The organism is Bifidobacterium pullorum subsp. gallinarum (genome assembly GCF_000741215.1).
Taxonomy (GTDB): domain Bacteria; phylum Actinomycetota; class Actinomycetes; order Actinomycetales; family Bifidobacteriaceae; genus Bifidobacterium; species Bifidobacterium pullorum_B.
In genome coordinates this window covers 165,148-190,893 of record NZ_JGYX01000005.1, presented here as the reverse complement: position 1 = coordinate 190,893, position 25,746 = coordinate 165,148, and the positions used below count along the sequence as shown (strand labels likewise).

Below are 25,746 nucleotides of genomic sequence, written 5' to 3'. Positions count from 1 at the left end.
CAAGGAACGGATTATGTACGCGATTGTGAAGGCCGGTGGCCATCAGGAGAAGGTCGAGGTCGGTGACGTCATCGTGGTGAACCGTCTCGATGCGAAGGTCGGCGATACCGTGGAGTTCCCGGTCGCCCTCGTGGTTGACGGTGCCAAGGTCACCCTCGGTGCCAAGGATCTCGCCAAGATCTCCGTCAAGGCGGAAGTGGTCAACGACTCTGCCAAGGGTCCGAAGATCAACATCATGAAGTACAAGAACAAGACTGGCGTCACCCGTCGCAAGGGCCATCGTCAGCAGCAGACCATCGTCAAGATCACGGCTATCGCCTGATCCGCTGACAGGTCAGAACCGAAAGGAACAGACATGGCACATAAGAAGGGCGCTTCCAGCTCGCGCAACGGTCGCGACTCGAACCCGCAGTACCTCGGCGTCAAGAAGTTCGGCGGCGAGTCGGTTATCGCCGGCAACATCATCGTTCGCCAGCGTGGCACCAACTTCCACCCGGGCCAGAACGTCGGCATGGGCAAGGATCACACCCTGTTCGCCCTGACCGACGGCAACGTGCGCTTCGGCGTGCGTCGTGACCGCAAGGTCGTCGACGTGGTGTCCGCCTGAGATTCCAGGCGCGCTATTTCGTTTGAGGCCGCATCCCGCGTTCACGGGATGCGGTTTTTCGTATCCTCGGCCGCGGGCAGGGGCACACGGTAAGGTAGGCAGCTATGAGTGATTTTGTGGATCGTGTGGTCGTCCATGTCAAGGGCGGCGACGGCGGTAACGGTTCGGCCGGCATCCGCCGTGAGAAGTACAAGCCGTTGGCCGGCCCGAACGGCGGCAATGGCGGCGACGGCGGTTCCGTCGTCTTCGTGGCCGACCAGAACGCCAACAGCCTGTTGGACTACCGGTTCATGCCGCACCGCTCGGCGGGCAACGGTACGATGGGCATGGGGGATAACAAGGACGGGTCCAAGGGGGATGACCTGATCCTGCCGGTGCCGGTGGGCACGGTGATCTTCGAGGCGCGCGGGGCCCAGGGCTCGCCGAAGAGGCCCGGCGAACAACTGGCCGACCTGCGCCATGACGGCGACCGGTTCGTGGCCGCGGCGGGCGGCGCCGGCGGTCTGGGCAACATCGCCCTGGCCAACAAGACGCGCCGCGCCCCGGGCTTCGCGCTGCTCGGCGAACCGGGCGAGGAACGCGACGTGATCCTGGAACTCAAGTCCATCGCCGACGTGGCGCTGGTGGGGTTCCCGAGCGCCGGCAAGTCGAGCCTGGTGGCCGCCATGAGCGCCGCCAAGCCGAAGATCGCGGACTACCCGTTCACCACGCTGGTGCCGAACCTGGGCGTGGTCATGGCCGGCGACCGCCGCTACACGATCGCGGACGTGCCCGGCCTGATCCCGGGCGCCTCCGAGGGCAAGGGCCTGGGCTTGGAGTTCCTGCGCCACATCGAGCGCACCGAGATCATCGCCCACGTCATCGACTGCGCCACGCTGGAGCCGGACCGCGACCCGATCTCCGACTACGAGGCGCTTGAGCACGAGCTGGCCGAATACGCCGACAAGCTGGAGCTGCCGCTGGGCGCGATCCCGATCCCGGAACGCCCCCGCATCATCATCCTCAACAAGGTGGATGTGCCGGAGGCCAAGGAGCTCGCCGAGTTCGTCCGCCCGGAGTTCGAGGCGATGGGCCTGAAGGTGTTCCCGATCTCCACGGCCTCGCATGCGGGCTTGAAGGAGCTGAACTTCGCGCTGGCCGATATGGTGGCGCGGATGCGCGAGCAGGTCGCCAAACGCGAGCAGGCGCAGGAGGCCGAGCGTGTGGTCATCAGGCCGCTGGAACAGCCGGCCCGCCGCCGGCGCGGCCAGGACGCCTCCGGCCCCGGCATCGACTTCACCGTGGAACGCCAGGAGGACGCCAACGGCGATTTCTGGTACACGGTCAGCGGCGCCAAGCCGGAACGCTGGGTGACGCAGACGAACTTCGACAACGACGAGGCCGTCGGCTACCTGGCCGATCGTCTGGCCAAGCTGGGCGTGGAGGATGAGCTGCGCCGGCAGGGCGCCAAGCCGGGCGACGAGGTGCGCATCGGCCGCGGCAGCCGGGCCGTGGCATTCGACTGGGACCCGACCATCGCCGCCGGCGCGGAGATGCTCGACGGCGCCCAGCTGGGCGCGCGCGGCAAGGACCTGCGTCTGGAGGAGAACGACAACCGCACCCGCCGCCGCACGAACGCCGAACGCCGCCGCCAGTACCACGAGATGATGGACGCACGCCAGGCCGTGCGCGAGGCGATGATGGCGGAACGCGCCGCCGGGCACTGGGCCGATCCGAGCGTCAACGACGATCCCCACGACGAGCAGAGCCTGTTCGGCCGTGGCGAGGATGTCGAGGACATCGACGAGTAGCCGCGTGAGCAACGCTAAGGAGTGATGGTGTCCACACCGAGTCAGGCACAGGTACGCCGGTCCGTCGCGCAGGCGCAGACGATGGTGGTCAAGGTCGGGTCCAGTTCGCTGACGCGGCCGTCCGGCCATCTGGACGCCGCCAAGCTGGAGGCCCTGGTGGCGTCCGTGGCGGCCAACGTGTTGTCGGGCGCGCGCATCGTGCTGGTCTCCTCGGGCGCCATCGCGGCCGGATTCGGCCCGCTCGGCTTCGCCGAACGCCCGCGCGACGTGGCCACCCAGCAGGCCGCCGCCTCGGTGGGTCAGGGGCTGCTGATGGCGCGCTACGAGACCGCGTTCGCGCGGTACGGCATCCGCGTGGGCCAGATTCTCATCACCGCGGAGGACACAATCCGCGCCGCGCAGTACCGCAACGCCCGGCGCACGCTCGAACGGTTGCTGGACCTCGGCGTCGTGCCGATCGTCAACGAGAACGACGCGCTGGCCAGCAACGAGATCCGGTTCGGCGACAACGACCGCCTTTCCGCGCTGGTGGCCAACATCGTGCGCGCCGACGCGCTCGTCCTGCTCACCGACGTGGACGCGCTGTACACCGCGCCGCCCGGTCGTCCGGACGCGCGACGCATCGGGTACGTGCCCGACGTGATCGCGGCCCTGCGGGACGTGACCGTGGGCGGCAGCACCTCCGGCGTCGGCACCGGCGGCATGGTCACCAAGCTGGAGGCGGCGCGGATCGCCGCGGTCTCCGGCGTGCCCGTCGTACTGACCAGCGCCGCGAACGCGGGGCCGGCGATGATGGGCGACCCGGTCGGCACCGTGTTCGCCCCGGTGCACGACCGCGGCTCCTCGCGTCGGCTGTGGATTGGATTCGCGGCGGAACCCCGAGGGACGATCGTGGTCGACGACGGCGCCGCACGCGCCGTACGCGGCGGACGGGCCAGCCTACTGGCGGCCGGCGCATTGGAGGCGCGCGGGGAGTTCTCCGCCGGCGACCCGGTGTGGGTGGACGCCGAGGACGGCACGCATCTGGCGCGTGGATTGTCCGGATACGATTCCGAGGAGATTCCGCAGATGCTGGGGCGCAATACGGACCAGCTGCGGCGATTCCTCGGCGAGGCGTACGCGCATCCGCTGATCCACCGCGACAATCTGGTGCTCGTATAGCGGCGGTTCTCTGCGCGTGGGGCTAGCATGGGAGCCATGACTATGGCAGACTGGCAGACCCTGAGCGATCGTATCAACAATGTGGCGCCGAGCGCCACGCTGGCCGTGGATTCCAAGGCCAAGGCCATGAAGGCGGCGGGCGTCGACGTCATCGGCTTCGGCGCCGGCGAGCCGAACTTCCCGACCCCGGACTATGTGGTCGAGGCCGCCGCCGAGGCGTGCCGCGACCCGCGTAACCACCGGTACACGCCGACCCCGGGCCTGCCCGAGCTGCGTGAGGCCATCGCCCGCAAGATGCTGCGCGACTCCGGCTACGAGGTGACCCCCGAACAGGTGGTGGTGACCAACGGCGGCAAGCAGGCCGTCTACGAGGCGTTCCAGATCCTGCTCAATGACGGCGACGAGGTGATCATCCCCACGCCGTACTGGACCAGCTACCCCGAGGCCGTCAAACTGGCCGGCGGCGTACCGGTCGAGGTGTTCGCCGGCGCCGACCGCTCCTTCGAGCCGGATATCGACGCCATCGAGGCGGCCCGCACCGCCCGGACCCGCGCCATCATCGTCACCTCCCCGTCGAACCCGACCGGCGCCGTGTGGAGCCGTGAGACCATCGAGGCGATCGGGCGGTGGGCCGTGGAGCACCATGTGTGGGTGGTCTCCGACGAGATCTACGAGCACCTCAACTATGACGGTGCCCGGACCTCGTATATCGGCCAGGTGGTGCCCGAGGTGCGCGACCAGCTGATCGTGCTCAACGGCGTGGCCAAGACCTACGCCATGACCGGCTGGCGCGTCGGCTGGCTGGTGGCCCCCGAGCCGGTGGCCAAGGCCGCCGCCAAGCTGCAGGGGCATATGACCTCCAACGTGGCGAATGTGTCGCAGCGCGCCGCCATCGCCGCCGTGGGCGGTGATTTGGACGCCGTCTACGCCATGCGTGAGGCCTTCGACGTGCGCCGCAAGGCCATCGTGGCCGCATTGAACGCCATCGACGGCGTGCATTGCCCGACGCCGACCGGCGCGTTCTACGCGTTCGCCGATGTCTCCGGCCTGCTGAACCGACCGCTCGGTGTCAACGGTTCGGTGGCCACGAGCTCGGCCGAGCTGGCCGCCATGCTGCTGGATGAGGCCCATGTGGCGGCGGTGCCCGGCGAGGCGTTCGGCGCCCCCGGCTACCTGCGCTTCTCCTACGCGCTGGCGGACGACCAGCTGGCCGAGGGCATGCGCCGGTTCCAGGCCTGGGTGGGCTGAGAGGACACACCGGAGCAAACGGCGGAAAATAGCGGTTTATCGGCGAGCGAACACCGGTGGGTGGACGAAATCGACGGGAACCGCTATTATTGCGTTTTGGCGGTTTTGCCCGCTGGTCGGCAGGTATTTGCTACCATGGGCAGAGTTCACCTAGGGATGTGGCGCAATTGGTAGCGCAACGGTCTCCAAAACCGTAGGTTGTGGGTTCGAGTCCCGCCGTCCCTGCCAAGATTTCCACTGCAAGCCGAAGACGAAGGACGGATATGGCGAAGAAAAGCATCAGCGCACAAGCCAAGAAGCCGAATGTCTTCATGCGCATCGGCATGTTCATCAAGCAGATCGTCGATGAGATGCGCAAGGTGGTGACCCCGACCAGCAAGGAGCTGTTCTTCTGGGCTCTGGCCGTGCTGGTGTTCGTGCTCTTCCTGATGGCAATCGTGACCGGTATGGATCTCGGCCTGGGCAAGCTCATGCTGTGGATGTTCGGCTGATTGATCCCGATCTGAAGGTGAATGCATGACTGACGAAGTGAATCTCGACAATCTCGACGAGCTGCCCGACGTTCCCGAAACCGGCGAGGAGTCGGTCCAGGACGCCGAGCCGCAGCCCGTGGAGGCGGCACCTGTTGAGGAGGCTGCCGAGGACGCCGGCGAATCCGCCGACGAGGAGCTCGACCCCGGCGCCAAGGCCGTTGAGGAGTTCTCCAAGAGCCTGCGCACGCTGGAAGGCAAGTGGTATGTGCTGCATACCTACTCCGGCTATGAGAAGCGCGTGAAGACCAATGTGGAGTCCCGTGTGGCCAGCTTCGGGCTGGAGGACAAGATCTTCCAGGTCGAGGTGCCGATGGAGGAGGTCGAGAAGCACACCGACAAGGGCAAGAAGGTCATCACCCGCGTGCGTGTGCCCGGATACGTGCTGATTCGCATGTGGCCGGATGAGGACGCCCGCCGCATCGTGCGCGAGACCGAGGGCGTGACCGGCTTCGTCGGACCGACCAAGGATCCGGCGCCGCTGAGTCGCAAGGAAGTCGTGGCGATGATGGCCCCGATGATCGCCTCCGAGGCGCTGAAGAAGGCCGGCGACAAGCCCGCCGCCGCCAAGAAGCGCACGGTCGAGGTCTCGTATGTCGTGGGCGACCAGGTCACCGTCACCGACGGCCCGTTCGCCACTATGGCCGCCGTGGTGTCCGACGTGGAGCCGACCACGCAGAAGCTCACCGTGCTCGTGTCCATCTTCGGGCGCGATACGCCGGTCGAGCTGGGCTTCGACCAGGTCGAGAAGCTCAACTGACATTCGTGATGAGAAAACCCCGCTCCGGCGGGGTTTTCCCGTATTCAAGCCCTCCCGCAACCCTCCTTCCCGGCCGCCTTCCTTCCCGGACTCTTCTTTCGTTCCGGACTCTGATGCATCGTGACTCTGATCCAAGTCGAAGAACGGCGGAATTCCAAGGATTGTGATCATGCATCACGGTCACGATGGATCAGAGTCCGGGAAGGGGAGAGGACGTGGGGAATGTCCGACAGGGGCGGCATAATGGGAAAGCTTGTGTCTGGAGGGGAGACCCGCTAGCACAGCACAGCAATACCCGTTGCGGGAGGAAGCGGCCATGAGGCCGTTGCCGTTTGCACCGCTTCACAGAAAGAAGAACCATTTATGGCTCCCAAGAAGAAGGTCTCAGCGCTGATCAAGCTCGAGATTCAGGCCGGCAAGGCCAACCCGGCCCCGCCGCTCGGCCCGGCCCTGGGCTCGCACGGCGTCAACATCATGGACTTCTGCAAGGCCTACAACGCGGCCACGCAGGACAAGATGGGCCAGATCGTCCCGGTTGAGATCACCGTCTATGAGGATCGCTCCTTCACCTTCGTTCTCAAGACCCCGCCGGCCGCGGCGCTGCTCAAGCAGGCCGCCGGTATCCAGAAGGGCACCGAGAACCCGCTGACCCACAAGGTCGGCTCCGTCACCAAGGCTCAGATCCGCGAGATCGCGGAGACCAAGATGCCTGATCTGTCCGCTCGCGACGTCGAGGCCGGCATGAAGATCATCGAGGGTACCGCCCGTTCCATGGGCATCACGGTGACCGACTGAGAGGAGAAGGACAGATGGCTAAGCATTCCAAGAAGTACCGCGAAGCGGCCGAGAAGATCGATCGCAACAACCTGTACACCGGCGCCGAGGCTATCGCTCTGCTCAAGAGCATGCCGTCGTACAAGTTCGACCAGACGGTCGAGGCTGTGCTGCGTCTGAACGTTGACCCGCGCAAGGCCGACCAGCTGGTCCGCGGCACCGTCAACCTGCCTCACGGCACCGGTAAGACCGCCAAGGTCCTGGTGTTCGCCCGCGGCCCGAAGGCCACCGAGGCCACCGAGGCCGGCGCCGACATCGTCGGCGATGACGAGCTCATCGAGAAGGTGGCCGGCGGTTTCCTCGACTTCGACGCCGTGGTCGCCACCCCGGACATGATGGGCAAGGTCGGCCGTCTGGGCCGTGTGCTCGGTCCGCGTGGCCTGATGCCGAACCCGAAGACCGGCACCGTGACCATGGATGTGGCCAAGGCCGTCGCCGACATCAAGGGCGGCAAGATCGAGTTCCGTGTCGACCGTCACGGCAACCTGAGCTTCTTGATCGGCAAGCTCTCGTTCGATGAGAACGCCCTGGTCGAGAACTTCAAGGCCGTGGCCGAAGAGGTCAAGCGTCTGAAGCCGTCCACCGTCAAGGGCCGTTACGTCACGAAGGTGACGATCACCTCCACGATGGCCCCGGGTGTCCCGGTCGACCCGATGTCGCTGGTCTGATTCATCGGACATTCCCGCTGAGGAATCGATGAACCCCCGCATCCGCTTCGGCGGATCGCGGGGGTTTGTCATATCCGGGGCGTCCGGGAGCCGTACGGCCGTCGTTCAGCTCTGGGCGGCGTCCTTCATCAGGCCCAACGCGATGGCGGTCTGCAGTACGTAGCCCTCGCGCGGGTCGGTGGCGTCCCAGCCGGTGGTTTCGGCGGCCCGCTTGAGCCGGTACCGTACCGTGTTGGGGTGCACGTTCAGCTCCTTGGCCGTGGTCTCCAATGAATTGCCGGATTTCAGGAAGGTCGAGACCGTGGCCAGTGTGGGGTCGTCGGCATTGTCCCCCCGCAGGGAACGGTAGACCTCGTTCACCAACTCGTTGCGCGCGTCCTCGTCGCCCAGCAACGCCCGCTCGGGCAACACGTCATCGGCCCTCATCGGCCGCGGCAGCGCGGGCACCGCGGCGGCCGCCGCCAGCGCCGCCAGCACGCTGCGCACGCTGCGTTGCGCCCCCTCCACCCGGTGATGCACCGGCCCCAGGCACAACGGCAGCTGCGCGTGGAACGCGTCGGCCATGGCGGTGCAGGCCACCTCCGGCGTGACCGCGCTCTGCATCTCCACCAAGGCCACGCACCAGGTGCCGCGTACGCCGATGATGCAGTTGCTCCCGCCGAGATTTCGGATGGCCTCACGGATCAGCCGGGAGGAATCGCCGATACCCTTGGCCGGCGTACCGGCCACGGTGAAGCAGGTGAAATCGTCTCGCCAACCCAGCACGCGCAGCAATGACATGACGCGCTCGTCGGCCAGGCCATCCGCCAGGCATTCGAACGCCACCGATTCCACACGCGCGTCGAGGGTGTCGCCCTCCCCGCCCCGCAGTAGCGCCAGCATATCGTCCGAGGCACCCTGACGGTGTTCGGACGAACGGCGATGCTGCGATAACGGCCAGACGGAAGGAGTCATGCTTCCACTGTATCCGGATTCGGCGAATTCGGCGGCATGCCGTCCGCCGTGTGGCGCGACGCCAGGGACTCCCGCCAGAACGTCAGACACAGGAATCCGAAGCAGAACGCCACGGGCAGCATATGCCGCTCGAAGTTGTTGGCCGGCGCGGTAATCATGACCCCCATCAGCAACGCCAGGGGAATATGCCAGGCGAGCGTGCGCCAACGCCGCAGCACCACTTCGGCCGCTCCGATCAGCAGCGTCAACGACACATACAGATTGCCGTGCGTCAGCCATCCGAGCACCGGCACGGCACCCCAATCCCGCGCGAACTGGGCGACCGACGCCCGCCAGTCGTGGCACCAGTCCTTGATCCACTCGGTCTGGTTCTGCACGTAGATGCTGTCCACGTAGTAGTCCATCGAGGTGTACGGGCTGGCGGTCACATCGAAATAGCCGTAGCACTTGGCCAGCAACGCGTCGAGCGCGATCACCGGGTTGGCGGCCACGATCTGGGCCCACGCGGTGTTGAACTGCGCCATATCCTCCTCGGTCACCGTGCGCCACTTATAGCTGACCTTCTTGGACTGGATGCCGGAGGACTTGACCGGGTCGGCGTCATCCTGACGGTATGCGTCCGCCATCTGGTCCAGGTTGAAGATCGGCTCCAGCAACTCCGCGGCGGAATCCGGGATGCCTTCGGGGTTGAGCTTGGCCACGCGCGCGATCTGCTGGAGCTGGATGCCGCGGCTCTCGATCGGATCTCCGTTGATGATCAGGCCGGATTGGATCATCAGCACCACGCCGCCGTGGATCAGCACGGTCGGCAGCAGCAGCGCGGTCACATAGACATGCCAGCGGCGGCGGTCGGCGATCAGCGCCAGCAGGATCTGCAGCACGATGATGTACCAGGCGTACTTGGCGGAGATCAGCATCACGCAGGATGCCGCGGCGAACGCCATCCAGGATCGGGTGTTCAACCGACGCGCCTTGCCGTCCGGCATCAGCTCGCCACGGGTCATGTGCAGCTCGTACCACACGCCGAACCACCAGACGAACGAGAACGCGAACAGCGGCGACTTGGTCAGCGAGATCGTGGCGAACACCGCCAACGGGCAGACCAGGAAGAACAGGAGGATCACGAACCGTTGGAGCGCCCCCGCCGGTCGCGCCAGCCCCGTTTCATGCAGTGCGTCGATACGTTCACCGCCGTCGGCCGGCCGCAGGAACGGCAGGTTGAAGAACCGGTTGGCGGTGGCCGCGCAGCAGAACGCGGCGAACACGAACTGGATCGCCGACAGCGCCACGAACCCGGCGTCGTTCGAACCGGTGAGATACCGGGAGACGGCCGTGGCGGCGCCGTAGCATACGGTGAGCACGATGTTGTGCTGGTCGGTCAGATACGTCGGATCCTCCGGCCACAGGTAATGCGCGGTCGGATAGATGTCCATCGGCACGAACGAGAAGAACCCGATGTACGGCTGGTCCACGCCCAGCCACTGGTTCAACGCCCAGCTGAACTCGCGCGCCTGCGACCGCACGTCGGCGCCGAACGCGCTCAGCAGCGTCGTCGGCACCCACAGCCAGCCGATGAGCAGGATCAGGAACAGTTTCCACCAGCGGTCGGTGCCGTGCAGGATCATCCGCCGGCACCAGTCGCCGGCACGCGCCATGGCTTGCATCGGCGCGGTCAGGGCCAGATGCACGAGCCGTCGTTTTGTGGCGACGGGCAGCGGCGGCAGGATCCGCCGGCGCCTGGCCCAGCGGACCAGCAGGATCACGATGCCCAGATACGCGGCGAAGGAGATGAGGAAATAGGCGGTGTTGGCCCATGACCAGTCGGCAATCGACCCCTCGACCCAGTACAGCGGCCCCACGGCTGTGCACAGCGCCATCCACAGGCAGGCGAATCCCGCCAATCCCCAGCGGGCTCCGGCGGCGAGCCCGGTCAGCCGGGTGCGGCGGGGGCGTATGGCCACGGTTTCGACGGTGGCTCCGGCGGCGGCATCCCCCGAAGGAGTAGTGTGAGCGCTCCCAGCTGTGGATACAAGGTGTCGGCCGTCGTCGGCATGCATCATATCCACACTGGAAGGCTCGGTCATGGATGGCAATTGTACAATGCGCGGATGATTGCCGGGTGCGGATCCGCCGTACCCTCGCAAAAGCTTCGACGCGTGCCGCGCGGGTCGAAGCGCCGACGATGCCGACCAGATCGACGTCTGCCGGCTTCGACGTGCGCGCGTGGGTCGGAGGGCAGTGGCGATAGGGTGGAATCATGAATGTGAACGAGTCTGAAGCGATGCGGCGTCTGCCGCGTACCTGCCGCGCCGCCGACTGGGTGCTGTGGTTCGACGAGGTGGATTCGACGAATACGGTGGCTCGCCGGCTGCTGTCCGAAGCGTGGCAGCCGGTTGATGCCGCGGGCCCGGATGTTGCCGGGACCGCGACCGTCACGGCGTGTGCCGGTGCTGCGGGAGTGTTTGGCGACGGGATTGCGGATGCCGTCGCCGAGCCGCCCATCGCTGTGATTGTGGCCGATAGTCAGACCGCCGGCCATGGCAGGCTCGGACGGCAGTGGGTGAGCCGGCCGGGGGAGTCGTCGATGGTGTCGTTCGCCACGGTGCTGCCGCAGTCGCTGGTGATCGATTCCCGTGTCAATGGCTGGCTGCAGATGATCGCCGGACTGGCCGCGGTGGAGGCCATCGACGATGTCTGCGCACAGGTGGGGGCGACGTGCACGCACGCATCGCCGGACATGCCGGGCGCGTCGCCGGATGCGCCGGACTGCTCGCAGGACGGTTCCGCGGACGTCGCCGGCACGCACAGCGCCGCCGGCGGACAGGGCGTATGCAGTCTCAGGTTGAAATGGCCGAACGACGTGTTCCTGCACGACCACAAGCTTGGCGGGATCCTGCTGGAACTGGTGCTGCCTCACGGCGGTGCGGCATCCGCCGTGTCAGATGCGGCTGCCGGGACTGGGACGCGACCATGCCCGTCGGTTCCCGATGACAGGCGGATGGTCGGACTGGTCATCGGTATCGGCCTGAATCTGGCGATTCCCGCCGACCGTCTGCCGACCGAACTGTCGACCTCGCTGCAGCTGCATCGTGCGCCATTGCCTGATCCGATGCGGCTGCGCGACCTGATTGCCGGCCGTATGACGGCGGCGTTGCGTGATCGTCTGCGGGCGTTCATGGTGGATCCGACGGGATACGCTGCCGCGTTGCGTGATGAGATGGAACCGCTGTGCTGGACGTTGGGGCGACCGGTGGAGGCGCGACTGGTCGACGGCGGCGCGGTCCGGGGTACCGCGCTGCGGCTGAACCCCGACGCATCGCTGGCGATACGCGACGTCGCCGGTGACGACCATACGGTCACCACCGGCGACGTCGGCGTGCTCTGAACCGAAGCGGTCCTACAGGCGGCTGATGCCGGCGGCAGCCAGCGCGGCAACGGCGGCCTTGACCAGATCGCCGATGATGAAGCCGGCGGAGGCCAGGGCCACGGCGACGAACGGCACGCCGGTCATCACCGACTGCATCGTGATGCCGAACGCGTAGACCACCACAACGCAGCCGGCCAGGCAGGCGGCGAAGTAGCGCAGCGCGGTCAGCCGGCCCTTGGCGGCGCCCTTGAGCAGCGCGGCCACCACCACGCCGGGCAGGAATCCGATCAGGAAGCCGCCGGACGGGCTGACCAGGGAGGCGGTGGCCATGCCGCCGGCGAACACCGGCAGACCGGCCGCGCCGGCGCCCAGATACAGGCATACGGATGCGGCGGCCTGGGCCGGGGTGAGCATCAGACCGGCCAGCATGACCACGAAGGTCTGCAGCGTGATCGGCACCGGGGTGCCCGGAATCGGCACGGCGCCGGCGGCGGCCGATGCCCACATCAGTACGGAGAACAGCACCGGCAGGGCCACGGGCTTGGCGTGGGCGGCCGTGGTGCGGGCGATTGCGGCGATGCGGTTGGACATGGGAACCTCCATTTCATAATGGGTCGTGCCCTCCGCGGCGCATGCGGCCGATGGCCATCGGACCGGTGGGGAAGGGCTGTGATGCCGCCATTGTAGGGACGGGTGTCCGGTGCGGGGCGCTGTGGGAGCCCACAAAAAAGCGGGTGCGGCGTTGTACCGGTGGATACGCGCCCGTAGGTTACGGCGGCGTTTGTGGAACCGTACAAAAGCGGACGCGATGTTTTGTAGATTCCTGGCTGACCGCGCGGGGCCGCACCGGCATAAGTTTGGATATTATGGGCAAACGTATCGAAAAAGTGTTGGTCGCCAATCGCGGCGAGATCGCCCTGCGGGTGGTGCGCACCCTCAAGGAGATGGGTATCGCGAGCGTGGCCGTCTACGCCGAACAGGACCGTGAATCGCAGTATGTGAGCATGGCCGACGAGGCGTACCTGCTCTCGGGTGACACCTACAAGGACACCTACCTCAACGAGGAGCTCATGCTGGAGATCCTCCGGCGGTCCGGCGCCGATGCCGTGCATCCGGGGTACGGGTTCCTCTCCGAAGTCGCCTCCTTCGCCGAGAAGGTCGCCGCGGCCGGCGCGGTCTGGATCGGCCCCTCCCCGAAGGCCCTGACCGACCTGGGCGACAAGATTACCGCCCGCCGCGTGGCCACCCGTGCCAAGGTGCCGCCGGTTCCGGGCCTGTCCGAATCGGCCACCGACATCCACGCGCTGTTCGACTTCGCGCACACGCACGGCTTCCCGATCATGATGAAGCGCACCGACGGCGGTGGCGGCCATGGCATCACGATCGTGCGCAACGACGACGAGCTGCGCGGCTTCTACCTGAACCACGATTCGCTGCAGGGCGGCGACCTGAAGGAATACTTCATCGAGCGCTTCATCGACAAGGCCCGCCACGTCGAAACCCAGTGCGGCCGCGACAGCCACGGCAACTTCACCGTGTACTCCACGCGCGACTGCACGGTGCAGCGCCGTAACCAGAAGCTCATCGAGGAGGCGCCGGCGCCGTTCCTGGACGAGTCCGTGATCCGCCAGCTCACCCAGTACTCCGGCAACCTGTTCCAGGCGGTCGACTACGTGGGCCTGGGCACCTGCGAGTTCATGGTCACCCCGCAGAACAAGGTGTACTTCCTGGAGGTCAACCCGCGTCTGCAGGTCGAGCACACGGTCAGCGAGGAGGTGTGCGGGCTGGACCTGGTGCGCGAGCAGATCACCATCGCCGAAGGCGGCGAGCTGACCCAAGCCCCCGAACCGCGCGGCCACAGCTTCGAGCTGCGCATCACCTGCGAGGACCCCGCCACCAATCTGACCCCGAGCTCGGGCACGCTGACCCGCATCGCCTGGCCGTCCGGCGCCGGCATCCGCGTGGACTCCGGCGTCAAGGAGGGCGATACCGTCTCCCCGAAGTTCGATTCGATGATGGGCAAGCTCATCGTCACCGCGCAGGACCGCGCCGCCGCCGTGGCGCGCGTGCGCCGCGCGCTGGGCGAGCTGGTCATCGAGGGCGTGCCCACCCCGGCCAGCCTGTTCGAGCAGATCTTCAACGACCCGGATTTCACCGCCGAGAACGGCCACGCCTTCGACATCTCCACCAAGTGGCTCGAACGCACCTACCTGAACCGCGAGCCCGGCTCGCTGAGCGCCGGCCAGCCCGCCTCGCTGAGCGCGGGAGCCGCGGAGACGCCGAAGACCGCCACCGAGTCCTTCGTCATCGAAATCGACAACCGCCGCGTCACGCTCACCGTGCCGCAGGACATCGTCGACAACCTGACCGGTTCCGCCCGTGCCCGCGGCGCCAAACTGCCGACCCAGCCGCTGCGCGGCCAGGGCCTGCACAACGTGGCCGCCAAGGCCGCGGCCGACGAGGGACAGTCCGGCGTCATCGCCTCGCCGATGCAGGCCGTCGTCACGCGCATCAACGTGGCGGAGGGCCAGCAGGTCTCCAAGGGCGACCTGCTGGTGGTGCTCGAATCGATGAAGATGGAGAACTACGTGTACTCGCCGGTGGCGGGCACCGTCACCAAGATCTTCGTGGGACCGGCCGCCGGCGTGGAGGCCGGCGAGACGCTGGTCACGCTCGACATCAACGGCGCGTCCAAGCCCGAGCAGGAGGAGGGTGAAGCCAAGTGACCGATATCATGACAGCCCCCGCCGTCGTCAAGGCCATGGAGAACGGCGGATCCTCCGACAAGCAGCCGATCCGCGCGGCCATCGTGCGTGCGGCCGAGCTCGCACGTGACGCCGAGGAGCACGCCCGCACGCGTCAGCACGCCAAGGGCAAGCACACCGCCCGCGAGCGTCTGGACCTGCTGTTCGACACCGGCTCCTTCCAGGAGATCGGCCGCTTCGCCGGCGGCGACATCAACGGCGGCAAGGCCGGCTCGGCCGTCATCACCGGCTTCGGCGAGATCTACGGGCGCAAGGTCGGCGTGTACGCGCAAGACTTCTCCGTGCAGGGCGGCACGCTCGGCGCGGCCGAAGGCGCGAAGATCTGCCATCTGATGGACATGGCCCTGGAACTCAAGGTGCCGGTCGTGGCCCTGATCGACTCGGGCGGCGCCCGCATCCAGGAAGGGGTGGCCGCGCTCACCCAGTACGGCCGCATCTTCCGCAAGACCTGCGAGGCCAGCGGCTTCATCCCGCAGATCTCGATCATCCTCGGCCCCTGCGCCGGCGGCGCCGTCTACTGCCCGGCCCTGACCGACCTGATCATCATGACCCGTGAGAACTCCAGCATGTTCGTCACCGGACCGGATGTGGTCAAGGCCGCCACCGGCGAGACGATCAGCATGGACGACCTCGGCGGCGGCCTGGTGCACAACGCCACCTCCGGCGTGGCCCACTACCTGGGCGAGGACGAGGCCGACGCCATCGACTACGCGCGCACCGTGCTGGCCTACCTGCCGTCCAGCTCGGACGACAACCCGCCGACCTTCGCCTACGCGGCCACCCGCGGCGATCGCGCCGTGGCCGAGCGCCTCGGCACGATCGTGCCGGAGAACGACCGCCAGCCCTACGACGTGCTCGACGTGATCCGCTGCATCGTGGACTACGGCGAGTTCGTGCAGGTGCAGGAGCTGTTCGCACCCTCGGCGGTCGTCGGCCTGGCCTGCGTGGAGGGTCATCCGGTCGGCATCGTGGCCAACCAGCCGAACGTGAACGCCGGCGTGCTCGACGTGGACGCCTCCGAGAAGGTGGCCCGCTTCGTGCGCCTGTGCGACGCGTTCAACCTGCCGGTGATCACCCTGGTGGACACCCCGGGCTACAAGCCGGGCGCCGAACAGGAGCACGCGGGCATCATCCGCCGCGGCGCCAAGGTCATCTACGCCTACGCCAACGCCCAGGTGCCGATGGTCACCGTCATCCTGCGCAAGGCCTTCGGCGGCGCGTACATCGTCATGGGCTCCAAGTCCATCGGCGCGGACATGAACTTCGCGTGGCCGTCCAGCCAGATCGCGGTGCTCGGCGCGAAGGGCGCCGTCAACATCATCCATCGCAAGGAGCTGCAGAAGGCCAAGGAGATGGGCAAGGACGTCGAGGCGCTGCGCACCAAGCTCGCCGACGACTACGAGGCCACCACCGTCAACGCGAACCTGTCTCTGGAGATGGGCGAGATCGACGCCATGATCGACCCCGAACAGACCCGCGAGGCCATCGCCGAATCGCTGCGCCTGCTGGCCGGCAAGAAGCGTGTCCGCCGCACCACCAAGCACCACGGCAACCAGCCGCTGTGACCGACGACCCGAACAGACTTGAACCAAACAGAAGAAAAGGAACAGCAATGACCGATACCATGTTCTTCCTCAACCGTCTGGCGGCCGAGCCCCACGCGCTCGCCTTCGGCGGGCAGTCCACGCCGTGGACTGTTGCCTTGGCCGACCAGACCACCGACCCGATGCTGGAGACGTCGCTCAAGGAGCATATGGCCGCCGCCAACCGGCTGCTCACCCCGGTGAGCGCCGACCTGCTGGCCGCCAACGGCCGCCCGGTGGACCTGTTCGGCTTCGACGCGAATCCGGCCAAGCTCGGCCCCGCCGCCGACGCCGCGGCCTCCGTGCCCGGCATCGCGCTGGCGCAGCTGGGCGCGCTGCTGGACATGGCCGGCCTGGGCTATGACCCGGCCGCCGCCAAGCCCGCCGCTGTGCTCGGCCACTCCCAGGGCGTGCTCGCCGTGCACATGGTGCAGGCCGCCATGGCCGCCGGTTCGATTGAGGCCGCCGCCGAGCAGATCGACGAGATCCTGGCCATCGCCCAGCTCATCGGCGTGGCCGGCGCCCGCCAGACCAAGCTCATCGCGCTGAACGCCAAGGTCGGCGAGGCCACCCCGATGCTGTCGGTCAAGGGTGCCACCGTCAAGCAGGTCGAGGCGCTGATCGAGCGCGTCGCCATGCCGCGAGGCCCGATCTCCATCGCCGTCACCAACGCCGCCGACAACCAGGTGCTCTCCGGCTACCCGGAGGATCTGGCGTCGTTCGTCACCGAAGCCGAGAAGGAGCACAAGCACCAGGCCAAGCTGCGCGAGGAGAAGGTCCGCGGCGGCTCGGTGTTCAACCCGGTGCTCGAATACCTTGAGGTCACCCTGCCGTTCCACTCCCCGCTGATGGCCGACGCGGTCGAGCAGACCGTGGCCTGGGCGCAGGCCTGCGGCCTGGACGGCGACCGTGCCCGCGCGCTCGCCGACGAGGTGCTGGTCAACCATGTGGACTGGGCCGCCCGCGTCCACGACTTGATCGACGCCACCGACCCGACCAAGCTGTGGGTGGTGGATATGGGCCCCGGCGCGACCGCCGGCAAGCTGATCTCCGCCAACGTGCAGGGCACCGGCGTCGGCATCGTGGAGGCCACCACCGGCACCGAACGCGCCGCGCTGGCCACGCTGGACGGCGACCCGGAGCGCACCCAGAACTGGAAGGATTTCGCCCCGAGCGTCATCCACACGCCCGCCGGAGACAAGATTCGTACCAAGTTCAGCGAGTTGACCGGCAAGGCGCCGGTGCTGCTTGCCGGCATGACGCCGACCACCGTGGACCCGGAGATCGTGGCCGCGGCCGCGAACGCCGGCTACTGGGCGGAGATCGGCGGCGGCGGCCAGGTGACCGCCGACGTGTTCGACCGCAACGTGGCCAAGCTTGAGGAACAGCTCGAAGAGGGCCGCACCGTTGAATTCAACGCCATGTTCATGGACCGTTACCTGTGGAACCTGCAGTTCGGCTCCCAGCGCATCGTGCCGAAGAAGCGCGCTTCGGGCACCCCGATCGACGGCGTCGTCGTCTCCGCCGGAATCCCCGAGCTCGATGAGGCCAAGGCGCTGGTCGCCTCGCTGAACGCCGACGGCATCCCGTACGTGGCCTTCAAGCCGGGCACCGTGGACCAGATCCGTCAGGTGGTGCGCATCGCCAAGGCCGTGGCCCCGACCACGATTATCGTGGAGGTCGAGGGCGGCGTGGCCGGCGGCCACCACTCCTGGGAGTCGCTGGACGACCTGCTGCTCAACACCTACGCCGACGTGCGCGCCTGCCAGAACCTGGTGCTGGTGGCCGGCGGCGGCATCGGCACCCCGGAACGCGCCGCGGACTACATCTCCGGCCAGTGGGCGCGCGCCTACGACATGCCCGACATGCCGGTGGACGGCGTGCTGGTCGGCACGGCGGCCATGACCGCCAAGGAGGCCCATACCAGCCCGCAGGTCAAGAAGATGCTGGTCGAGACCCCGGGCATCACCGACTTCACCCCGGACCCGGACCCGTTCGCGCCGCGCGGCGAGAAGTGGGTGCCGTCCGGCAAGGCCGTCGGCGGCGTGACCTCCGGTCTGAGCCATCTGCATGCCGACATCTACGAGCTGGAGAACTCCTCCGCCCGCTGCGGCCGCCTGCTGGTGCGCGTCATGAAGCACCCGGAGGAGCTGGACGCCCGCCGCGGCGAGATCATCGAGGCCCTGAACACCACCGCCAAGCCGTACTTCGGCGACCTCAAGGATATGACCTACCTCGAGTGGGCCGAGCGCTTCGCCGAGCTGTCGTTCCCGTGGGCCGACTGGACCTACGCCGAGCGCTTCCTGCACTTGCTGCAGCGCATCGAGGCCCGCGTCTGCTCGCAGGAGTCCGGCGAGCTGGATTCGCTGTTCGCCGACCGCGCCGCCGTGGAATCCGACCCGCAGGCCGCCATCGCCAAGCTGCGCGCCGCCTATCCGCAGGCCGCCGAGCTGAAGGTGACCGCCGCCGACGTGGCCTGGTTCCCGACCCTGGTGCGCGAGTTCCCCAAGCCGATGCCGTTCGTGCCGGTCATCGACAACGACCTGCTGCGCTGGTGGGGCCAGGATCAGCTGTGGCAGTCCGAGGACGCCCGCTACTCCGCCGATTCCGTGCGCATCATCCCCGGCCCGATCTCCGTGGCCGGCATCACCACGATGGACGAGCCGATCGCCGACATCCTCGGCCGCTTCGAGCACGCCGCCGTGGAGCGCGTCAAGGAGGCCAACAACGGCGAGACCACCGAGGCCTTCGCCGAGCTGGGCGCCTGCGCGGACGCCGAGGCGTTCATCCGCAGCTGCCCGAACATCTCCTGGGTCGGCCACCTGATGGCCAACCCCGCCTACGGCACTGCCAACGGCGACGCGAACTACGAGATCCGCCACGTCGGCACCGGCGAGGACGGCGAGCTGTTCGATCTGGACATCCATCTGGACACCTACTGGGACAACGATCCGGACGGCGGCCTGTCCAAGCACGCCGTGCGCGACATCGTCATCCCGCTGGTCGTCAACGGCGCCGAGTCCGGCCTGTTCCCGGTCGTGGACCGCGACCGCCTGCCCGAGCACGTCTACGCGATGCTCGCCGCCACCGCCGGCATCGGCAACACCGCCATCACCGGCGACGAGCTGACCGCCATGCCGGTCATCGAGAAGAGCGCCGACAAGGCCGCCCGTCCGTTCGGCGAGGCGCACGCCACCTACACCCTGTCCGCCAACCTCGGATTCGACCACGAGGCCGCCACCGCCGGCACCCTGCCGCAGAACCTCAAGGCCTCGCGCATCGCTCCCGACGCGCTGGTCGGCCCGGCCTGGCCCGCCATCTACGCGGCGCTCGGCTCCGTGTACGTCAACGGCTTCCCGGTCATCGAAGGCCTGCTCAACGCCGTGCACCTCGACCACCTCATCGAGCTCGAGGTCACCGAGGAGGAGCTGCTCGCCCATACCGGCGAGACCATCAGCATGACCAGCTGGGCCGAGGACTACTTCGAGTCCGCCTCCGGCCGCGTGGTGACCATCCATGTGGACCACGCCGCCGCCGACGGCACCGTGCTCGCCCACGAGACCGAGCGCTTCGCGATCCGCGGCCGCGCCTATTCCGACGCGCTGCCCGCCGAGGCCCCCGACTACGGCGACTACCTGAACTTCCACCGCGGCGAGCTCGCCGCCAAGGAGACGATGTTCGCCCTCGACGGCATGGACGCGAACGAGTCGCTCACCGATTCGACCCCGCGTCGCCTGCTGCGCCGCGTCAAGGTCACCGCCCCGCACGAGATGACCGCGTTCGCGCGCACCTCGGGCGACTTCAACCCGATCCATACCTCGCACCGCGGCGCCGCCATCTCCGGACTGAGCGCCCCGCTCGTGCACGGCATGTGGCTGTCCGCCACCGCCCAGCACGTGGCCCAGGCCACCGACGACAAGGGCGCCCACTATGAGATCGCCGGCTGGACCTACAACATGTACGGCATGGTGCAGCTGGACGACGAGGTGGAGATCTCCGTCGAGCGCGTCGGCAAGGTCCGCCACGGCGGCATGCTGCTGGAGGTGACCTGCCGCATCGACGGCGCGATCGTCTCGCGCGGCACCGCGGTCACTCGCGCCCCGAAGGCCGCGTTCGTGTACCCCGGCCAGGGAATCCAGCAGCAGGGCATGGAACTCGACGCCCGCGCCAAGTCCCCGGCCGCGCGTGAGGTCTGGGAGCGTGCCGACCGGATCACCCGCGAGCAGCTCGGCTTCTCGATCATCGCCGTCGTGCGCGATAACCCGAAGGAGCTCGTGGCCAACGGCGTGCGCTACTACCATCCGGATGGCCTGCTCAACCTGACCCAGTTCACCCAGGTGGCGCTCGCCACCGTGGCGTTCGTGCAGACCGCGCGCCTGCGCGAATCCGGCAGCGACATCTGGCCCGCCTACTTCGCCGGCCACTCGCTGGGCGAGTACAACGCGCTGAGCTCGTTCGCCGGCATCATTCCGCTGGAGACGGTGCTCGTGCTCGTGTTCCACCGCGGTTCCGCCATGGACAGCCTGGTCGACCGCGATGAGAACGGCCGCACGAACTACCGCATGGGCGCGCTGCGCTCCAACCAGTTCGGCATCGGCGACGACGGCGTGAACGAGTACGTGCAGTCCATCTCCGAGCAGACCGGCGAGTTCCTGCAGATCGTCAACTACAACCTCTCCGGTTCGCAGTACGTGGTCGCCGGCACGGTGGCGGGCCTGAAGGCCCTGGGCGCCGACGCCGCGCGCCGTGCCGCCGAGTACGGCGGACGCAAGCCGTTCATGGTGCTGCCCGGCATCGACGTACCGTTCCATTCGCGCATGCTGCGCAACGGCGTGCCGGACTTCCGCGACAAGCTCGACGCGCTGCTGCCGCAGTACATCGACTACAGCCGCCTAGTCGGCCGCTACATCCCGAACCTGGTGGCCTGCCCGTTCGAGATGACCAAGGAATTCGCCGCCAAGATCCTTGAGGTCGTGCCCTCCGAGCGCATCAAGGCCGCGCTGGACGACCCGGCCGTGTGGGACTCCTACGCCGCCGACGACCAGAAGCTCGGCCGCCTGCTGCTCACCGAACTGCTCTCGTGGCAGTTCGCCTCCCCGGTGCGCTGGATCGAGACGCAGAACCTGATGTTCGGCGCCCGCGGCATCGGCGGCCTGGGCGTGGAGCAGCTCGTGGAGGTCGGCCTCGGCAACTCGCCGACGCTGGCGAACATGGCCGCCAAGACCCTGAAGCTGCCCGAGTTCTCCGGCCGCGACGTGACCGTGTACAACGTGGGCCGCGACGAGGCCCGCGTCACGATGGCCGACTCCGATTCGCTGGTCGTCGAGGAGGAGCCGGAGGAGACCGCGGTCGAGTCCGCTCCGGCCGCCCCCGCGGCCGCGCCGGCGGCCCCGGCAGCCGCGGCCCCGGCCCCGGTCGAGTCCGCTCCTGCGGCCCCCGCCGGCGCGCCGTCCGGTGCCGCCGTGGCGGACATCCCGTTCAAGGCCTCCGACGCAATCGCGACCCTGCTGGCCTACTCGGCCAAGGTCCGCCCCGATCAGATCGGCGACAACGACACCACCGACACGCTGACCAACGGCGTCTCCTCGCGCCGCAACCAGCTGCTCATGGACATCAGCTCCGAGCTGGGTGTCGCGAGCGTGGACGGTGCCGCCGAGGCCTCGATCTCCGCGCTGAGCGCCCTGGTGGACAAGGTGGCCCCGAACTACAAGGCCTTCGGCCCGGTGCTCTCCGACATCGTGCGCGACCGCGTGCGCGGCATGTTCGGCGCGGCCGGCCTGAAGGTGGCCGGCATCGAGAAGCGCGTGACCGACACCTGGCAGCTCGGCGCCGGCTGGGCCTCCAACGTGGTGGCCACGCTGGTGCTGGAGACCCGCGAGGGCGCCTCCGCCCGCGGCGGCGATCTGGCCGGCATCGGCAGCGAGCCCGCGTCCAACGCGTCCGCCGCCAACGCCATGATCGACGCGGCCGTGCAGAAGGTCGCCGCCAACCACGGCGTCTCCGTGGCCATGCCGTCCGCGGGCGGCGCGGCCGGCGGCGGCGTGGTCGACTCGGCCGCGCTGGACGCCTACGCCGCCCAGGTCACCGGTGCCGACGGCGTGCTCGCCTCCACCGCCCGCTTCGTGCTGAACCAGCTGGGCCTGAACGCACCCGCAGCCGTCGACGAATCCGACGACAACGCCGCGGTCGTGGCCGCCGTCGAGGCCGAGCTCGGCTCCGACTGGCCCAAGCAGGTCGAGCCGCGCTTCGACGCGAACAAGGCCATCCTGTTCGACGACCGCTGGGCCTCCGCCCGTGAGGACCTGGCCCGCGCGTTCTACAACGGCGACGACTCCGTGCTCGACTCCAGCTTCAAGGGCCTGGGCAAGACCATCGCCGACGAGGCCGCCTGGTTCGCCGCCAAGGCCAAGGAAGCCGGCAAGGACGCGTCCGCGTACGAGCGGATCGCGCAGGAAGCCATGGAATCCGTGGCCGATGACGCCGCCGCGTCCCGCTTTGCGGGCGATGTGGCCGTGGTGACCGGCGTGGCCCCGAACTCGATCGCCGCGCAGGTGGTCAACGGCCTGCTCGCCGGCGGTGCAACCGTCATCGCCACCTCGCACAGCTTCCGCGCCTCCGTCAAGGCGTGGGCCAAGCAGACCTACCGCGAGCACGCCACGGGCGAGGCCAAGCTGTGGCTCGTGCCCGCCAACCTGTCCAGCTACCGTGATGTGGACGCCCTGGTGGAATGGATCGGCAACGTCCAGAAGAAGACCACCGGCGCCACCACCACCATCCTCAAGCCTGCCTACCAGCCCGACCTGTTCTTCCCGTTCGCGGCCCCGCCGGTCCACGGATCGCTGGCCGATTCGGGCGAACTGTTCGAGTCCCAGGCCCGCCTGATGCTGTGGGGCGTGGAGCGCGCGATCGCCGGCCTGTCCGCCATCGGCGCGGATACCGACGTGGCGCACAAGCTGCACGTCATCCTGCCGGGCTCGCCGAACCGCGGCATCTTCGGCGGCGACGGCGCGTACGGCGAGGTCAAGAGCGCCTTTGACGCCATCGTCAACCGCGCCCGTGCCGAGAAGGTGTGGTCCAGCCATGTGACCTTCGCTCACCCGAAGATCGGCTGGGTGCGCGGCACCGGCCTGATGGGCGGCAACGACCCGCTGGTCGAGGTCGTCGAGCGCCATGGCCTGAAGACCTACTCCACCGCCGAGATCGCGGTCAAGCTGCTTGAGCTGGCCGACAAGTCCGCCCGCGAGCAGGCCGTCCAGGCCCCGCTCGACGTGGACCTGACCGGCGGCCTGGGCTCCGAGCCGATCGACATCAAGGCGCTGCGCGCCGAGGCGATGGCCGACGCCGCAGCCAAGGCCGAGGCCGAGACGCCGGCGGACGAGCCGGCCGAACCGGTCGCCACGATCAAGGCCCTGCCGACGCCGCATGTGCCGCGTCAGGCCGAGGTCGACCTGGACGATTGGCAGGGCGTGACCGCCCGCCCGGAGGACGAGATCGTCATCGTCTCGATCGGCGAGCTGGGCCCGTGGGGCTCCGGCCGCACCCGCTTCGAGGCCGAGCTGGGCATCCATTCGGACGGCACCGTGGACCTGTCCGCCGGCGCCGTGCTCGAGCTGGCCTGGAACATGGGCCTGCTGACCTGGCAGGATTCCCCGAAGCCGGGCTGGTACGACGCGGACGGCAACCTGGTGCCCGAGGAGGACATCGCCGAGCGCTACCACGACGAGGTCGTGGCCCGCTCCGGCATCCGTCCGTTCGACGAGGGCATGGGCAACGACTACAAGGACGGCGCCGACGAGGAGGAGGCCGAGGTGTTCCTCGACCACGACGTCGAGTTCTCGGTGCCGACCCGCGACATCGCCGAGGAGTACGTCAAGCTCGACGAGGCCCACACCTCGGTGCGCGCCGACGAGGAGTCCGGCGAGTGGATCGTGACCCGTCACGCCGGATCGATGATCCGCGTGCCGCGCCGCGCCACGATGACCCGCACCGTCGGCGGCCAGTTCCCGAAGGGCTTCGACCCGCTCAAGTGGGGCATCCCGGCCTCGATGGTCGGCGCGGTCGACCCGATCGCGCAGTGGAACATCGTCACCACCGTGGACGCCTACCTGAACGCCGGCTTCACCCCGGCCGAGATCCTGCAGGCCGTGCACCCCTCCAAGGTGGCGAGCACGCAGGGCACCGGCTTCGGCGGCATGCAGTCGATGCGCAAGCTGTACCTCGACCGGTTCCTCAACCACGAGATCCCGACCGACATCCTGCAGGAGGCGCTGCCGAACGTGGTCGCCGCGCATGTGATGCAGTCCTACATCGGCGGCTACGGCAACATGATCCAGCCGGTCTCCGCCTGCGCCACCGCCGCGGTGTCGCTGGAGGAGGGCTTCGACAAGATCGCCCTGGGCAAGGCCGACTTCGTGGTCACCGGCGCGATCGACGACATCGGCGTGGAATCCGTGATCGGCTTCGGCAACATGAACGCCACCGCGAACTCGCAGGAGATGTACGCCAAGGGCATCGACGCGCGCTTCTTCTCGCGCGCCAACGATCGCCGTCGTGGCGGCTTCCTCGAGTCCCAGGGCGGCGGCACGATCCTGCTGACCCGCGGCGACATCGCCCTGAAGCTCGGTCTGCCGGTCGCCGGCGTGGTGGGCTACATCCACTCCTTCGCCGACGGCGCGCACACCTCCATCCCGGCCCCGGGCCTCGGCGCCCTGGCCGCGGGCCTCGGCGGGCGCGACTCCAAGCTGGCCAAGGACCTGGCCGCGCTCGGCGTGACCGCGGACGACATCGCCGTGGTCTCCAAGCACGACACCTCCACCAACGCGAACGACCCGAACGAGTCCGAGCTGCACAACACGCTGGCCCACGCCATCGGCCGTGCGGACGGCAACCCGCTGTTCGTCATCAGCCAGAAGACCGTGACCGGCCACGCGAAGGGCGGCGCCTGCATCTTCCAGGTCAACGGCCTGACGCAGCTGTTCAAGTCCGGCGTGATCCCGGCGAACGCGGCGCTCGACTGCGTGGACCCGAAGCTGGAACGCGACGACCACATGGTGTGGCTGACCAAGCCGCTGCATGTCGGCAAGGTCAAGGCCGGCCTGGTGACCTCGCTGGGCTTCGGTCACGTCTCCGGCTTCGGCGCGATCGTCAACCCGGGTGCCTTCGAGGCCGCCGTCGCCCATACGGCCGGCATCGAGGCGCTGGAGGAGTGGCGTCGCCGCGCCAACGAGCGTCTGGCCGCCGGCCAGCGCCGCCTCGAGGAGGGCATGATGGGTCATGAGGCGCTCTACGAGCCGATCGACAACCGTCGCTTCCACGAGACCGGCCGCGGCTACGACGCGCACGAGGTCGAGAAGGCCATGCTGCTCGATCCCGACGCCCGACTGGGCGAGTCCGGCTACTACGAGGTCTGACCGGACCGCTGAACGGTCCGTCGGCGCACCCGACCGGACCGTGACCGCATGACGATGTCCCCGCCACCT

At 68.2% G+C, this 25,746-nt stretch carries 16 protein-coding genes, 1 tRNA gene and 1 pseudogene; 15 read left to right on the top strand and 3 right to left on the bottom strand.

From position 1 onward, the window contains the following. Window positions 1–13: 13 nt before the first annotated feature. The 10 genes from rplU (at window position 14) to rplA (ending at window position 7,598) form a co-directional block, all read left to right on the top strand. A complete protein-coding gene (gene rplU / locus BIGA_RS06560; protein ID WP_033505364.1) occupies window positions 14–322 on the top strand; it encodes a 50S ribosomal protein L21 in 309 nt (102 codons plus the stop codon). Window positions 323–355: 33 nt separating this feature from the next. Then, window positions 356–607, top strand: a complete 252-nt coding sequence (gene rpmA / locus BIGA_RS06555) for a 50S ribosomal protein L27 (protein WP_033505362.1) — start codon at window positions 356–358, stop codon at window positions 605–607. A 104-nt stretch (window positions 608–711) separates the two neighbouring features. Then, window positions 712–2,397 carry a GTPase ObgE gene (gene obgE / locus BIGA_RS06550; protein WP_033505360.1) on the top strand — a complete coding sequence of 562 codons (1,686 nt, stop codon included), beginning with the start codon at window positions 712–714 and terminating at the stop codon, window positions 2,395–2,397. Between the two features lie 27 nt (window positions 2,398–2,424). Then, window positions 2,425–3,558: a glutamate 5-kinase gene (gene proB / locus BIGA_RS06545; protein ID WP_033505512.1), complete on the top strand. Its 1,134-nt coding sequence runs from the start codon at window positions 2,425–2,427 to the stop codon at window positions 3,556–3,558. A gap of 42 nt (window positions 3,559–3,600) precedes the next feature. Further along, complete coding sequence (locus BIGA_RS06540; RefSeq protein WP_033505358.1) at window positions 3,601–4,806, top strand: pyridoxal phosphate-dependent aminotransferase; 1,206 nt, start codon at window positions 3,601–3,603, stop codon at window positions 4,804–4,806. Window positions 4,807–4,958: 152 nt separating this feature from the next. After that, window positions 4,959–5,034 (top strand) — tRNA-Trp (locus BIGA_RS06535). A 35-nt stretch (window positions 5,035–5,069) separates the two neighbouring features. Then, entirely contained in the window at window positions 5,070–5,297 is a 228-nt protein-coding gene (gene secE, locus BIGA_RS06530; protein ID WP_033505357.1) for a preprotein translocase subunit SecE, read from the top strand. A 25-nt stretch (window positions 5,298–5,322) separates the two neighbouring features. Next, entirely contained in the window at window positions 5,323–6,096 is a 774-nt protein-coding gene (gene nusG, locus BIGA_RS06525) for a transcription termination/antitermination protein NusG (RefSeq protein ID WP_033505355.1), read from the top strand. 363 nt (window positions 6,097–6,459) lie between these two features. Next, a complete protein-coding gene (gene rplK, locus BIGA_RS06520; protein WP_033505350.1) occupies window positions 6,460–6,891 on the top strand; it encodes a 50S ribosomal protein L11 in 432 nt (143 codons plus the stop codon). Window positions 6,892–6,905: 14 nt separating this feature from the next. Next, window positions 6,906–7,598, top strand: coding sequence for a 50S ribosomal protein L1 (rplA, locus tag BIGA_RS06515; RefSeq protein WP_033505348.1), 693 nt, complete (start codon window positions 6,906–6,908; stop codon window positions 7,596–7,598). Between the two features lie 105 nt (window positions 7,599–7,703). Here the strand turns inward: rplA and BIGA_RS06510 are convergent, their stop codons facing one another. Together BIGA_RS06510 and BIGA_RS06505 are read right to left on the bottom strand one after the other, a co-directional pair. After that, complete coding sequence (locus BIGA_RS06510) at window positions 7,704–8,480, bottom strand: PucR family transcriptional regulator (protein ID WP_033505510.1); 777 nt, start codon at window positions 8,478–8,480, stop codon at window positions 7,704–7,706. 68 nt (window positions 8,481–8,548) lie between these two features. Beyond that, window positions 8,549–10,609: a DUF6020 family protein gene (locus tag BIGA_RS06505; RefSeq protein ID WP_394295747.1), complete on the bottom strand. Its 2,061-nt coding sequence runs from the start codon at window positions 10,607–10,609 to the stop codon at window positions 8,549–8,551. Between the two features lie 200 nt (window positions 10,610–10,809). Between BIGA_RS06505 and BIGA_RS06500 the strand changes: the two genes are divergently transcribed. Beyond that, window positions 10,810–11,937: a biotin--[acetyl-CoA-carboxylase] ligase gene (locus BIGA_RS06500; protein ID WP_034259820.1), complete on the top strand. Its 1,128-nt coding sequence runs from the start codon at window positions 10,810–10,812 to the stop codon at window positions 11,935–11,937. 12 nt (window positions 11,938–11,949) lie between these two features. On the opposite strand, the gene BIGA_RS06495 is transcribed toward BIGA_RS06500, so the two are convergent. Then, on the bottom strand, window positions 11,950–12,510 hold the full coding sequence (locus BIGA_RS06495) for a biotin transporter BioY (RefSeq protein WP_033505346.1): 561 nt from the start codon (window positions 12,508–12,510) through the stop codon (window positions 11,950–11,952). Window positions 12,511–12,785: 275 nt separating this feature from the next. Here BIGA_RS06495 and BIGA_RS06490 point away from each other — a divergent pair, with 275 nt between their 5' ends. From BIGA_RS06490 to BIGA_RS10150, 4 genes and pseudogenes are all read left to right on the top strand, one after another. Continuing rightward, window positions 12,786–14,645, top strand: a complete 1,860-nt coding sequence (locus BIGA_RS06490) for an acetyl/propionyl/methylcrotonyl-CoA carboxylase subunit alpha (protein ID WP_033505344.1) — start codon at window positions 12,786–12,788, stop codon at window positions 14,643–14,645. After that, window positions 14,642–16,249 (top strand): acyl-CoA carboxylase subunit beta, encoded by a 1,608-nt coding sequence (locus BIGA_RS06485; RefSeq protein WP_033505342.1) that lies wholly within the window; start codon window positions 14,642–14,644, stop codon window positions 16,247–16,249. Before BIGA_RS06490 ends, BIGA_RS06485 begins: the two co-directional genes overlap by 4 nt. A 47-nt stretch (window positions 16,250–16,296) precedes the next feature. Further along, window positions 16,297–21,670 (top strand): annotated as a pseudogene (locus tag BIGA_RS10155) (fatty acid synthase subunit beta domain-containing protein); the annotation flags it as partial. Window positions 21,671–21,873: 203 nt separating this feature from the next. Continuing rightward, on the top strand, window positions 21,874–25,677 hold the full coding sequence (locus BIGA_RS10150; protein WP_394295746.1) for a beta-ketoacyl synthase N-terminal-like domain-containing protein: 3,804 nt from the start codon (window positions 21,874–21,876) through the stop codon (window positions 25,675–25,677). Window positions 25,678–25,746: the final 69 nt, after the last annotated feature.

Excerpts from the sequence above, each read along its gene's own strand:
- rplU (WP_033505364.1), top strand. The coding sequence starts at position 14 with ATGTACGCGATTGTGAAGGCCGGTGGCCATCAGGAGAAGGTCGAGGTC.
- rpmA (WP_033505362.1), top strand. The coding sequence starts at position 356 with ATGGCACATAAGAAGGGCGCTTCCAGCTCGCGCAACGGTCGCGACTCG.
- obgE (WP_033505360.1), top strand. The coding sequence starts at position 712 with ATGAGTGATTTTGTGGATCGTGTGGTCGTCCATGTCAAGGGCGGCGAC.
- BIGA_RS06540 (WP_033505358.1), top strand. The coding sequence starts at position 3,601 with ATGGCAGACTGGCAGACCCTGAGCGATCGTATCAACAATGTGGCGCCG.
- secE (WP_033505357.1), top strand. The coding sequence starts at position 5,070 with ATGGCGAAGAAAAGCATCAGCGCACAAGCCAAGAAGCCGAATGTCTTC.
- nusG (WP_033505355.1), top strand. The coding sequence starts at position 5,323 with ATGACTGACGAAGTGAATCTCGACAATCTCGACGAGCTGCCCGACGTT.
- rplK (WP_033505350.1), top strand. The coding sequence starts at position 6,460 with ATGGCTCCCAAGAAGAAGGTCTCAGCGCTGATCAAGCTCGAGATTCAG.
- rplA (WP_033505348.1), top strand. The coding sequence starts at position 6,906 with ATGGCTAAGCATTCCAAGAAGTACCGCGAAGCGGCCGAGAAGATCGAT.
- BIGA_RS06510 (WP_033505510.1), bottom strand. The coding sequence starts at position 8,480 with ATGCTGGCGCTACTGCGGGGCGGGGAGGGCGACACCCTCGACGCGCGT.
- BIGA_RS06505 (WP_394295747.1), bottom strand. The coding sequence starts at position 10,609 with ATGCATGCCGACGACGGCCGACACCTTGTATCCACAGCTGGGAGCGCT.
- BIGA_RS06500 (WP_034259820.1), top strand. The coding sequence starts at position 10,810 with ATGAATGTGAACGAGTCTGAAGCGATGCGGCGTCTGCCGCGTACCTGC.
- BIGA_RS06495 (WP_033505346.1), bottom strand. The coding sequence starts at position 12,510 with ATGTCCAACCGCATCGCCGCAATCGCCCGCACCACGGCCGCCCACGCC.
- BIGA_RS06490 (WP_033505344.1), top strand. The coding sequence starts at position 12,786 with ATGGGCAAACGTATCGAAAAAGTGTTGGTCGCCAATCGCGGCGAGATC.
- BIGA_RS10150 (WP_394295746.1), top strand. The coding sequence starts at position 21,874 with ATGGACATCAGCTCCGAGCTGGGTGTCGCGAGCGTGGACGGTGCCGCC.